Annotated in this window: 13 protein-coding genes; 3 read left to right on the forward strand and 10 right to left on the reverse strand. The window is 37.7% G+C overall.

All coding sequences use genetic code 11. The annotated features are described in order from the left end of the window. Window positions 1–61: 61 nt before the first annotated feature. Genes GQR56_RS03165 through sdhC form a run of 4 tightly spaced genes read right to left on the reverse strand, consistent with a single transcriptional unit; the run spans window position 62 to window position 3,277 of the window. Window positions 62–778 (reverse strand): succinate dehydrogenase iron-sulfur subunit, encoded by a 717-nt coding sequence (locus GQR56_RS03165; RefSeq protein ID WP_024612634.1) that lies wholly within the window; start codon window positions 776–778, stop codon window positions 62–64. Window positions 779–788: 10 nt separating this feature from the next. Next, window positions 789–2,561: a succinate dehydrogenase flavoprotein subunit gene (sdhA, locus tag GQR56_RS03170; RefSeq protein ID WP_166109130.1), complete on the reverse strand. Its 1,773-nt coding sequence runs from the start codon at window positions 2,559–2,561 to the stop codon at window positions 789–791. After that, window positions 2,562–2,909: a succinate dehydrogenase, hydrophobic membrane anchor protein gene (sdhD, locus tag GQR56_RS03175; protein WP_024612633.1), complete on the reverse strand. Its 348-nt coding sequence runs from the start codon at window positions 2,907–2,909 to the stop codon at window positions 2,562–2,564. Then, complete coding sequence (gene sdhC / locus GQR56_RS03180; RefSeq protein ID WP_076914908.1) at window positions 2,900–3,277, reverse strand: succinate dehydrogenase, cytochrome b556 subunit; 378 nt, start codon at window positions 3,275–3,277, stop codon at window positions 2,900–2,902. Before sdhC ends, sdhD begins: the two co-directional genes overlap by 10 nt. Before the next feature lie 419 nt (window positions 3,278–3,696). Here sdhC and GQR56_RS03185 point away from each other — a divergent pair, with 419 nt between their 5' ends. The 3 genes from GQR56_RS03185 (at window position 3,697) to GQR56_RS03195 (ending at window position 6,768) form a co-directional block, all read left to right on the forward strand. Continuing rightward, window positions 3,697–4,983 carry a citrate synthase gene (locus tag GQR56_RS03185; protein ID WP_024612632.1) on the forward strand — a complete coding sequence of 429 codons (1,287 nt, stop codon included), beginning with the start codon at window positions 3,697–3,699 and terminating at the stop codon, window positions 4,981–4,983. Between the two features lie 128 nt (window positions 4,984–5,111). After that, a complete protein-coding gene (locus GQR56_RS03190) occupies window positions 5,112–6,338 on the forward strand; it encodes a SufS family cysteine desulfurase (RefSeq protein ID WP_166109131.1) in 1,227 nt (408 codons plus the stop codon). Window positions 6,339–6,351: 13 nt separating this feature from the next. Next, window positions 6,352–6,768 carry a SufE family protein gene (locus GQR56_RS03195; protein WP_024612630.1) on the forward strand — a complete coding sequence of 139 codons (417 nt, stop codon included), beginning with the start codon at window positions 6,352–6,354 and terminating at the stop codon, window positions 6,766–6,768. An 87-nt stretch (window positions 6,769–6,855) separates the two neighbouring features. Here GQR56_RS03195 and tcdA read toward each other — a convergent pair whose 3' ends face one another. From tcdA to msbA, 6 genes are read right to left on the reverse strand one after another with little or no spacing between them, the layout of a single operon-like run. Beyond that, window positions 6,856–7,665 carry a tRNA cyclic N6-threonylcarbamoyladenosine(37) synthase TcdA gene (gene tcdA / locus GQR56_RS03200; protein WP_024612629.1) on the reverse strand — a complete coding sequence of 270 codons (810 nt, stop codon included), beginning with the start codon at window positions 7,663–7,665 and terminating at the stop codon, window positions 6,856–6,858. After that, window positions 7,666–8,346, reverse strand: a complete 681-nt coding sequence (locus GQR56_RS03205) for a TIGR01621 family pseudouridine synthase (protein WP_024612628.1) — start codon at window positions 8,344–8,346, stop codon at window positions 7,666–7,668. Beyond that, on the reverse strand, window positions 8,343–9,104 hold the full coding sequence (gene kdsB, locus GQR56_RS03210; protein ID WP_166109132.1) for a 3-deoxy-manno-octulosonate cytidylyltransferase: 762 nt from the start codon (window positions 9,102–9,104) through the stop codon (window positions 8,343–8,345). Before kdsB ends, GQR56_RS03205 begins: the two co-directional genes overlap by 4 nt. Beyond that, complete coding sequence (locus GQR56_RS03215; RefSeq protein ID WP_024612626.1) at window positions 9,092–9,289, reverse strand: Trm112 family protein; 198 nt, start codon at window positions 9,287–9,289, stop codon at window positions 9,092–9,094. Before GQR56_RS03215 ends, kdsB begins: the two co-directional genes overlap by 13 nt. Next, window positions 9,279–10,259, reverse strand: a complete 981-nt coding sequence (gene lpxK / locus GQR56_RS03220) for a tetraacyldisaccharide 4'-kinase (RefSeq protein WP_166109133.1) — start codon at window positions 10,257–10,259, stop codon at window positions 9,279–9,281. The genes GQR56_RS03215 and lpxK overlap by 11 nt, the downstream gene beginning before the upstream one ends. Next, window positions 10,256–12,001, reverse strand: a complete 1,746-nt coding sequence (gene msbA / locus GQR56_RS03225; protein ID WP_166109134.1) for a lipid A export permease/ATP-binding protein MsbA — start codon at window positions 11,999–12,001, stop codon at window positions 10,256–10,258. The genes lpxK and msbA overlap by 4 nt, the downstream gene beginning before the upstream one ends. Window positions 12,002–12,020: the final 19 nt, after the last annotated feature.

Consider the following 12,020-nt stretch of genomic DNA (forward strand, 5'->3'; position numbering starts at 1 on the left):
GTTATCATAACAAGATGGCTAATAAATAATAAGTATTAGCCATCTTACGTTTACTAAGTAATTAAACAGCTCGGTTTAATAACATAGATTTGATTTGCCCAATTGCTTTGGTCGGATTAAGACCCTTAGGACAAACGCTAACACAGTTCATTATACTGTGGCAACGGAACACACTGAACGCATCGTCTAAATCCGCTAAACGTTCTTCAGTTGCTGTATCTCGGCTATCAGCCAAGAAACGGTAAGCATGAAGAAGGCCTGCTGGACCAATGAACTTGTCTGGATTCCACCAGAACGAAGGACACGATGTTGAACAACATGCACACAAAATACACTCATATAACCCATCTAATTTATTACGTTCTTCGATAGTTTGAAGACGTTCGCCTGCTGCTGGCTGATCATTAATTAAATAAGGTTTAACTTTTTCGTACTGAGTGTAGAACTGACTCATGTCTATAACAAGGTCACGAACCACTGGTAAGCCTGGTAATGGACGAACTACAATTTTACCTTTGCCATTTTTTTGTAGCGTAGATAAAGGAGTAATACATGCCAGACCATTTTTACCATTCATGTTAACACCATCAGATCCACACACACCTTCACGGCATGAACGACGGAAAGATAATGTTGGATCTTGTTCTTTTAAAAGAATAAGTGCATCCAATACCATCATGTCGTGACCTTCCTCTGTTTGCAAGGTGTATTCTTGCATACGAGGTGCGTTGTCAACATCTGGATTATAACGATAAACTGAAAATTGTACTTGTGCCATCGTCTATCTCCTAGTAAACACGTGCTTTAGGTGGGAAAGCTTCACGCGTTTTAGGCGCATAGTTTACATCACGCTTACTCATTTCATCCGTTAAAGGATTAAATACTGAGTGACATAACCAGTTTTCGTCATCACGATCTGGGTAATCAAAGCGAGAATGTGCACCACGGCTTTCTGTACGGAAGTTTGCAGCTACTGCAGTTGAGTAAGCTGTTTCCATTAAGTTATCTAGTTCAAGACATTCGATTCGCTGCGTATTAAAGTCTGATGATTTATCATCAAGACGTGCATGCTGCAGACGTTCACGAATTTCTTTAAGCTCTTGAAGACCTGATGCCATTGAATCACCTTCACGGAATACCGAGAAGTTAAGTTGCATACACTGTTGTAGGTCTTTTTTGATTTGAACTGGATCTTCACCTTGGCCAGCCGTTGAATTTTCCCAACGATTGTAACGTGCTAGAGAGGCTTCTAAGTCTGACTCTGAAGCAGCCTTAGATATTTCAACATCTTTAAGATATTTACCTAAGAAGTTACCAGCAGCACGACCAAATACCACTAAATCTAGTAATGAGTTACCACCTAAGCGGTTTGCACCATGTACGGATACACATGCAATCTCACCTACAGCAAATAAGCCTTGAACTACTGTTTCTTTGCCTTGAGCATCGATTTGTAGAGCTTGACCATTTACGTTAGTAGGAACACCACCCATCATATAATGACAAGTTGGAATTACTGGAATTGGTTCTTTAGCAGGATCAACGTGAGCAAACGTTTTAGCTAGATCACATACACCTGGAAGACGTAAGTTAAGCGTTTCTTCACCTAAATGGTCAAGTTTCAGCTTAAGGTGAGGACCCCAAGGACCATCACAACCACGACCTTCACGGATTTCAGTCATCATTGAACGTGCTACAACATCGCGAGACGCTAAGTCTTTTGCATTTGGAGCATAACGTTCCATGAAGCGCTCGCCATCTTTATTTAAAAGATAACCGCCTTCACCACGACAACCTTCAGTTACTAGCGTACCAGCACCTGCGATACCCGTAGGATGAAACTGCCACATTTCCATGTCTTGCATAGAAATACCAGCACGTGTTGCCATACCAACACCGTCACCAGTATTAATGTGAGCATTCGTTGTTGATGCAAATATACGACCAGCACCACCAGTAGCAAGCACTACAGCTTTAGATTTGAAGTAAGTAATTTCACCTGTTTCAATCTCAATTGCAGTACACCCTACTACATCACCATTATCGTTTTTAACTAAATCAAGTGCATACCATTCAGAGAATACATTTGTTTTATTTTTTACGTTTTGTTGATAAAGAAGGTGTAATAACGCATGACCAGTACGGTCAGCTGCGGCTGCTGTACGAGCGGCTTGTTCACCACCAAAGTTCTTCGATTGACCACCGAAAGGACGTTGGTAAACACGACCATTTTCAAAACGAGAAAATGGTAAACCCATGTTTTCTAATTCAGTAATAGCTTCTGGGCCTGTTTGACACATGTATTCAATAGCGTCTTGGTCACCGATAAAATCGGAGCCCTTAACGGTATCGTACATATGCCATTCCCAGTTGTCTTCGTGTGAATTACCAAGCGCTACTGTAATACCACCTTGTGCAGATACAGTGTGTGAGCGTGTTGGGAATACTTTAGATATTAATGCACACGTTTTGCCAGATTCAGTAATTGCTAGAGCGGCGCGCATACCAGCACCACCTGCGCCAATTACTACGGCGTCAAATTCACGAACAGAATATTTCACTTAAACACCCCATAATACAATTAGACCAATAGCTACGTAAGCAACGGCCATTAGGTTTAATACAAAACCTAAAACGGCACGTAACTTCGAACACTTAACATAGTCTGTAAGAACTTGCCAAAGGCCAATGCGGGTATGAACCATAATGCAAACCAGGGTAATTAATGTAAACCCTTTCATTGCTAGGTTAGAGAAGAGGCCTGTCCAGGCTTCGAAAGTGACTTCTGGCGTCGCTAAAAAATAGCCGATAATAAAAATCGCATATGCGCTAATTATTAATGCCGTGGTACGTAAAGATACGAAATCTTGTACACCATCACGTTTAAGAGTTGCTTGATTTAAAACCATATCCACACCCCTGCCAATACGGCAAACACAACACCAAGAGCCATTGAAACTTTAGCGCTGAGGTTACCTGATTCAAGTTCTTCCCAATGTCCCATATCCATAATCATATGACGGATGCCACCAATAAGGTGATAACCTAATACAGAAACAGTGCCCCAAGCTATAAATTTGGCAATGAATCCGTTAAACAGACCCTTGACGAATTCAAAACTTTCAGCTGAAGAGAGAGACTCAGACCAAGCCCAAATGACAAACGTTAAAGCAAAAAATAATGCAACACCGGTGACGCGGTGAAATATTGACGCTTTAGCCGTTGCCGGCATAGATATAGTTGTTAGATCTAGATTTACAGGTCTTTGCTTTTTCACAGTTACTTGCCCATCTTGCTCACAGTGGAGCTCATCTACTTGCTTTTCTAAAAACCCACCAAATATTACTGATGGAACTATCAAAGTAAACGAATAGAAACAGTTAAAGTTCACAATAAATGTAAAATTAAACTGTAAAACTATGTTTACCCAAATACAATACGGTTTAAAACCAACGTTAGTATATATACCCACAAGGCTTTTTACAATTCTTGTTTATTTAGAGACGTTTGCGAATTAGCCAATGGTATAATATTTAATTCACACAGAATATTTATTATACATATGTGCATAATGTTTATAAAAATTGACTTTACACCCCTCTTTCACGTTAAAATGCGAAGATGTGCTTAAAACAGATTTCAGAACTTTAAAAATCTAAAAATCAGAATAGATATCTTAATAGGAGATACATAACGATGGCAGATAAAAAAGCCACAGTCCAAATTGATGGACTAGATCCAATCGAACTTCCAATTTATCAAGGCACAGCTGGCCAAGATGTAATCGACGTACGTACGTTAGGTTCACATGGTCACTTTACTTATGACCCAGGTTTCATGTCGACTGGTTCTTGTGAATCTGCAATCACCTACATTGATGGTGGTAAAGGTATCCTACTTCACCGTGGTTACCCAATTGAACAATTAGCTGATGGCTCAGATTACATTGAGTTGTGTTACTTACTATTAAATGGTGAGTTACCAACTAAAGAGCAATACACTGATTTTTCATTACAAATTACTCATAGCACAATGCTTGATGAGAAAATTGCAAACTTTTTCCAAGGCTTCCGCTTTGACGCTCACCCAATGGCAATGCTATGTGGTGTAGTTGGTGCTTTATCATCTTTTTATCATGAAGATCTTGATATTACTGATGCAAATCAACGTAAAACAAGTGCAGTTAAGTTAGTAGCTAAATTACCTACTATTGCAGCAATGGCGTATAAAACGAACGTTGGTCAACCATTTGTTTACCCACGTAACGATTTAGGTTATGCAGAAAACTTCTTACATATGATGTTCTCTGTACCAGCTGAAGAATATAAAGTTAATCCAGTAACAGCTAAAGCAATGGATAAAATATTCATGCTTCATGCTGATCACGAACAAAATGCATCTACGTCTACAGTACGTCTTGCTGGTTCATCTGGTGCTAATCCTTATGCATGTATTGCCGCTGGTATTGCATCTCTTTGGGGCCCGGCACATGGCGGCGCTAACGAAGCATGTTTGAACATGTTAGAAGAAATTGGTTCTGTTGATCGCATTGATGAATACGTTGCAAAAGCAAAAGATAAAGCGGACCCTTTCCGTCTTATGGGCTTTGGTCATCGTGTTTACAAAAACTTCGACCCTCGTGCAACAGTAATGCGTCAAACGTGTCACGAAGTACTTGCTGAACTTAATATTCAAGATCCATTGCTTGATATTGCAATGAAACTTGAAAAAATCGCACTTGAAGACCCGTACTTTGTAGAGAAGAAACTTTACCCTAACGTAGATTTCTACTCAGGTATTATCTTAAAAGCGATTGGTATTCCAACTAGCATGTTCACTGTAATTTTTGCAATGGCGCGTACTGTTGGTTGGATCACTCACTGGGATGAGATGCTTTCTCAACCTGGTCATAAGATCAGCCGCCCTCGTCAGCTTTATACTGGTTACACTGCACGTGACTACGTATCAACTGATAAGCGTTAATAATACGCTTTAGTATTATTTGAATACTTTAAAAGGTCGCATTTGCGGCCTTTTTTATTATTAGATACTTGAGAATAATCTTAAAGTGGCTACAATTCTCCCCCTAAAATGACAACGTTGATTAACTAATGCCTGCTCTAGAGTTTGATATAAATAAAATCCGAAGTGACTTCCCTACCTTAAATCAAACTGTAAACAATCAACCACTTGTTTATTTAGATTCGGGTGCTACAACGCAAAAACCTCAATGCGTTATCGATACTACCGTTGATTTTTACACGACTAAAAATGCAAATGTACATCGCGGCCGTCATTTCTTGAGTGAAAATGCAACCCTATTATATGAGGACGTTCGAACCCAGACAGCTGACTATTTTGGGGTGCAAAGTAAGGAAATTGTTTGGACAAAAGGCGCAACAGAATCAATTAACCTTATAGCTAACGGTATAAAAAATCAGATTATAACTGGCGATACAATAATAATTACGCCTGTAGAGCACCACGCTAACATTGTTCCATGGCAAGTATTGGCACAACAAGCTGGAGCTAAGCTCGCCATAATGCCTTTAAATGAGGACGGTACTTTTAATATTACTCGGTGCTGTGAGTTTATTGAAAAAAATAAACCTAAGCTAATCGCTATTACTCATGCATCTAATGCGCTTGGGAATATTACTGATTTAAGCCCTTTAATTACATGTGCCAAAGCAATCGGGTCATTGGTTTTAATTGATGGAGCCCAAAGTGCTATGCATTTAAGACCAAATTTAAAAGCGCTTAATTGTGACTTTTATGTTTTCTCTGCTCACAAAATGTTAGGTCCAACAGGATTAGGCGGCTTGTATGGTCGTTATGAGCTTTTAAATAGCTTAACTCCCTATCAGACTGGTGGAGAGATGATTCAAACCGTTACAATGACACACAGCACTTATCGTGATGCCCCAGCTAAATTCGAATCTGGTACTCCAAATATAGCCGGCGTATTAGGCTTTGGTGCTGCACTTAATTATTTAACACAGTTAAATTACGATGAAATCATCAAGCATGAACAAAATATATTTAAATATGCAGCTGAAAAACTTAAAAAAATTGATGGAATAACAGTATATAGTGACTTAAATAACAACATCGGCACCCTATGTTTTAATTATAAAGATGAACATCCCTACGATTTGGCAACTTTGCTTGACGGTTACGGGGTGGCAATAAGAGCTGGTCATCATTGTACGCAGCCTTTAATGGCTCATTTAGGGTTAAATGGTACCCTTAGGGCTAGCTTTGCATTCTATAATAATTGTGATGATGTCGATAAATTCATCAATGCATTGCGTGAATGTATCGCGCTTTTAGACTAAATTTGGATAACTAATGACAAATACGTTTAACCAGGTAACTGATTCAATAAAAAATGCTTCTACATGGCAGCAAAAATATCGTGAAATAATGCTATTAGGTAAAACGTTACCCTTACTACCTGATGAATTAAAAATAGATGACGCTCTTGTGCCTGGGTGTGAAAGTAAAGTGTGGATGTTTGTGGAATTTGACTTAACTGAAAATGCGCTAGTCGTTATAGGTGATTCAGATACACGTATTGTAAAAGGTTTATTAGCGTTAATATTAGCCCTTTATAACGGTTTAACTCCTGAGCAAGTAATAAAAGTTGACGCTTATGAAGAATTTGAAAAGTTGGGGCTAATTAGCCACCTAAGCCCTTCTAGAGGGAATGGTGTAAAAGCCATAGTCGAAAAAATTAAAATCATGGCTCAACAAAAAACACTTTAATATAATCAATTAATAAAAAATCCACATCAATTCACTATTTTTTAGCACTAGCCCTAGAAAAATAGTGAATTAAAAAATAATTATTATTTAAGCTTGGTTATTTAAAGCTATACGTTGTTTTTTATCTAAATATTTACGCACTGCTTTAGCCGCTACAAAAAAACCAAAGCTACCAGTGATCATTGTTACCGATCCAAAGCCATTATTACAGTCCATGTTCATAGTACCGTCTGCACTTTGCTTGGCATGACACACACTGCCATCACTTCCTGGGTAAACCAGTTGCTCGGTTGAGTATACGCAATCGATGTTAAATTTACGCTTTGGGTTACTGCTAAAATTATATTGTTTACGAAGAATATAACGTACTTTAGCTAATAACGGGTCTTGAGTGGTTTTGGCTACATCTCCAAACGTTATTTGGCTAGGATCTGTTTGTCCGCCAGCACCGCCTGTTGTAATTATTGGTAGTTTGTTACGTTTACAGTGAGCAATTAATGCTGCTTTTTCTTTAACTGCATCAATACAATCTATTACATAATCAAAGCCTTGAATATGCTCTTGGATATTTTCAAGTGTAATAAAATCATCTATTACACTAATTTGGCAATCTGGATTTATAAGCTCACACCGTGCTTTCATTGCATCCACTTTCGCTTGACCAATAGTGCCAGTTAGCGCATGAATTTGCCTGTTTACGTTAGTGGCGCAAATATCATCCAAATCAATAAGTGTCATTTTGCCTACACCAGTACGGGCAAGTGCCTCAGCAGTCCAGCTTCCTACACCACCAATACCTACAACACAAAAATGTGCATTTTGAAGCCATTCAAACTGTTGATGACCATATAAACGTTTAATACCACCAAAACGTATATCTGTAACTTTTTCGCTCATTTACCAGTCCAGTTGCCATGGCGATAGCCATGCTTGAAAATCTTGATGTTTAATTAATGCCAAATATTCATCGCCGCTATCGGGCAATAAAGTAAATTGCAGTTGTTCACCCTGCCATAAAAAGCGCAATGCATATGCATGTAAATAGGTACGATTTGATGGCGTACCTGCATACATTGCATCACCTAAAATAGCTGAGCCAATACTTTTTAATGCCACTCTTAGTTGATGTGTTTTACCAGAGTAAGGTTTTAAAATATAACCTCTAAATCCTGGTTTATAGCTCAAAGAGTAAAATCGAGTAATTGCAGGGTTAAGCTTAGTTGTTAGTAACTTAAATGAACCGCGACGAGATTTAGCCATATCGCCTTTTATCCAGCCTTGCTTTTTTTTCGGCTTTGCATCGCTAATCGCTAAATAAAATTTATTAATTGCATGCTCAGTAAAAAGCGTTGTAAAAGTAGCGGCTGCTACTTTATTTCGGGCTAAGATAATAAGACCAGATGTTACTTTATCTAGACGATGAACCGCATAAAGCTTTTGTGATAATTGCTGCTCAGCTAAAACAACAAAACCAGGACCATCTTCAGAATGAAAATTAAGACCTGCAGGCTTTTCTAAAATATAAAAATCATTATGCGTATAAACGATTTTTAAGTGCTTGGTTTGTGTATTAATCACTTATTTTTACTTTGAATATGCGCAATAACCTTTGCTAAATCTTCAAGTGTATCTACACCAGCATGCGGACTTATTTTTGCTTGCTCTATTTTAATACTATAACCATGATAAATTACCCGTAGTTGCTCTAATGACTCAAGTAACTCAAGTGGCGATACACTCAATTCAATATACTGTTTAATAAAGCCTGCCCTGTATGCATAAATACCTACATGACGTTGAAATGAAGCTAAATCAAGTTCACTGTTCTCATTCATCATTGCATTTCTATTGAAAGGAATACTAGCGCGTGAGAAGTAAAGTGCATTTTTATTTATATCACTAACAACTTTAACCGCGTTTGGATTAAAGACTTCATCTTGCTCTTCAATAGCAACACTTAAAGTTGCCATTGGAGCTGTTGAATCATTTAAAAGATTTGCAACTTGCGATACGTTTTCTGGCGCAAGCAATGGCTCATCACCCTGAACATTAACAACAATTGTACTGCTATCAAGATTTAATAAGTCAACAACTTCAGCCAAACGTTCAGTACCAGATTGATGATCATCACGTGTCATTAAAACATCATTCGTAAATAAGCTCACAGCATCAAAAACATTTTGATGATCAGTTGCAATAACAACTTTACTGGCTCCTGATAAACATGCTTTTTCATAAACGTGCTGAATCATCGGTTTACCACAAATATCAGCAAGTGGCTTACCTGGCAAACGAGTTGATGCAAAACGTGCAGGAATTATAACTACGAATTCCACTTTTCAACCTCTTCTAAGGATAGCTCGCGTGCTTCATTTTCAAGTAAGACAGGAATATCATCTTGTACAGGGTAGGCCAGTTTAGCAGCAGTGCTAATTAGCTCGTTATTTTCTTTATCAAAACGTAATTTACCCTTGCCTACTGGGCAAGCTATTATTTCGAGTAACTTTGTATCAAAGGCCATTTAGGATCCCTTTTTCTTTTAATAATGAATTTAATTTGTTAATTACAGCATCAGTAGGTTGAGCATCAACAGGTAAATAATACCAATTAGATTTTGCGAAACCTTTACATTTTACTGCATCTTTTTCAGTCATTAGCACATTATCATCACCAAATTGAATAAAGTCGTCTGCTGTATATGCATAATGATCTCTAAAATGATGAGTCGATAATAGCGTAATCCCTTGTGCTTCTAATGAGTTTTCAAAACGCTTAGGATTACCAATCGCACATACAGAGTGAGCGCTAGTAATTGAATTTACTAATGGTAATGAATCACTCACGGCTTTTAATGGGCTTACTTGTAATGTGTAGTGGCTAGTGCTGTTTCCACCATTTTCAATAATTAAATCAACACTTTTTAAGCGCTTTACGGTCTCACGTAGTGGTCCTGCAGGCATTAAAAACCCGTTACCAAATCGACGTTCACTATCAACAATACAACACTCAATACTACGTGCCATTTTATAATGCTGCATACCATCGTCTGAAATAATAACGTCTAGTTTGTATTCACGCTCTAACAATTCAATATTGTGTTGTCTATTTGGGCCAACAGCAATTGGGCATTTTAAACGATGATATAAAAGAACAGGTTCATCTCCCGCTTCAATGGTATCAACTTGATCTGTTACTAATAAAGGGTAATGGTTAGCTCGCCCCCCATAACCTCTACTAATAATACCGACTGATAAGCCTTGCTGAGTTAAATATTTATAAAGCCATAGTACAAATGGCGTTTTACCATTGCCACCAACACTAATATTACCAACAACTATAATGGGGGTTTTACTTATAAATTGTTTTACTATTCCAACGGCGTAAAAATATTTACGCAGTACAGATATAAGCCAAAATAAAGCTGATAAAGGCAAAAGTAGTAAAGTAATAATACTAAATGGCTTATACCAACTTTGCTCTATTCTACTCACGCCTGGTCGCCAAATTGCATTTTACATAAAGCAGAATAAGTACCTTCTTTTGCAAGTAGGGCATTATGGTCGCCACTTTCTATAACACGCCCGTTATCTATAACGTAAATTCGGTCACTGTTTTCAATAGTAGATAAACGATGCGCTATAACAATTGACGTTTTATTTTTCATTAAAGTTTCAAGTGCTTGCTGAATAAGCTTTTCAGATTCTGTATCGAGTGCTGATGTTGCTTCATCTAAAATTAAAATGGGTGCATCTTTGAGTATTGCACGTGCAATAGCAATACGCTGGCGTTGTCCACCCGAAAGCATCACCCCATTTTCGCCTACCATGGTATTTAATTTATCAGGAAGGTCTTTAACAAACTCCCAAACATGGGCTTGCTTAGCAACTTGTTCTAGCTTTTGAGGGCTTACATCACCTTTTATACCGTAACAAATATTGTTAGCAATAGTATCGTTAAATAAAACAACTTGTTGAGAAACTAATGCAAACTGGCGGCGTAAATCAGCTAATTTATAATCGTGCAAAGCAATACCATCAAGTAAAATTTCACTCGGTAACTCTAAGTCATAGTAACGAGGTAATAAATTAGAAATTGTTGACTTACCAGAACCAGAGCGCCCCACTAATGCAATACTTTCACCTGCTTTTATCGAAAGTGATAAATCATTTAATACAGGTTCGTTTTTAGTTGGATATTTAAAGGTAACATTTTTTATTTCAATAATACCTTTAACTTTATCAACCGCGACTGTGCCGGTATCTTTTTCAACATTTTCATCCAGTATTAAAAATATGCTTTGAGATGCAGAAATGCCACGTTGCATATCGCTATTAACATTAGCAAGTTGTTTTAGTGGACGCAGCAACATCATCATCGATGATATCAAAACCACAAAATCACCAGAGCTTATCGTATCAATCATGGAAGGCATTGATACCACCCATAAAATAACCGCCATTGCACTTGCAGCGAGTATTTGAATAATAGACACACTTAGCGCTTTGGTTGCATCCATTTTAATGCGTTGCTGGCGGTTATGATTATTAATTTTAGAAAATTTACTTATTTCTTGGTCTTGCCCACCAAACCCATGAATAACTTTATGCCCGCTCAGCATTTGTTCTGAACTACGGGTAACTTGCCCCATAGCCGATTGAATGTTTTTTGATATATGGCGAAAACGTTTAGAAACGACGGCAACAATAATAGCCACTAATGGAATAATCACTAAAAATATCAGTGACAATTTCCAGCTAGTGTAAAACATAAGAGCAAGTAAAAAGACAACAAATGCCCCTTCTCGAACAACGATTAGCAACGCTTTAGTTATTGCCTGTTGAACCTGTTCTGTATCAAACGTAATTTTAGAAATTAAATCGCCCGTTGAGTTTTTATCATGAAAAGAAACAGGTAAATGTAAAATGTGTTCGAATAATTCTTGACGAAGAGATCGTACAACTTGTGAGCCTACATAGCTTAAACAATATGACGACATAAAGTTAAAAATACCACGCCCTATTACCAAAGCAATAACCACAAATGGGGCATATTTTAATACATCAGCATTTCTCTGATTCAGTCCTTCATCTATAAATGGCTTCATTAACTGAATAAACAAAGCATCCATACCTGAATACCCTATCATTCCTATAATAGCGACGAAGGCGACAGACTTATACGCACCAACGTAAGAAACAAGTCGTTTATAAATTTGTGTAGTACTTTGATCCATAACACTCTCTTTATACAAT

Source organism: Pseudoalteromonas sp. Z9A5, from assembly GCF_011378875.1.
GTDB lineage: Bacteria > Pseudomonadota > Gammaproteobacteria > Enterobacterales > Alteromonadaceae > Pseudoalteromonas.

Coding starts and splice junctions, on each gene's coding strand:
- GQR56_RS03195 (WP_024612630.1), top strand. CDS start 6,352: ATGACAAATACGTTTAACCAGGTAACTGATTCAATAAAAAATGCTTCT.
- sdhD (WP_024612633.1), bottom strand. CDS start 2,909: ATGGTTTTAAATCAAGCAACTCTTAAACGTGATGGTGTACAAGATTTC.
- GQR56_RS03165 (WP_024612634.1), bottom strand. CDS start 778: ATGGCACAAGTACAATTTTCAGTTTATCGTTATAATCCAGATGTTGAC.
- GQR56_RS03185 (WP_024612632.1), top strand. CDS start 3,697: ATGGCAGATAAAAAAGCCACAGTCCAAATTGATGGACTAGATCCAATC.
- tcdA (WP_024612629.1), bottom strand. CDS start 7,665: ATGAGCGAAAAAGTTACAGATATACGTTTTGGTGGTATTAAACGTTTA.
- msbA (WP_166109134.1), bottom strand. CDS start 12,001: ATGGATCAAAGTACTACACAAATTTATAAACGACTTGTTTCTTACGTT.
- GQR56_RS03215 (WP_024612626.1), bottom strand. CDS start 9,289: ATGGCCTTTGATACAAAGTTACTCGAAATAATAGCTTGCCCAGTAGGC.
- GQR56_RS03190 (WP_166109131.1), top strand. CDS start 5,112: ATGCCTGCTCTAGAGTTTGATATAAATAAAATCCGAAGTGACTTCCCT.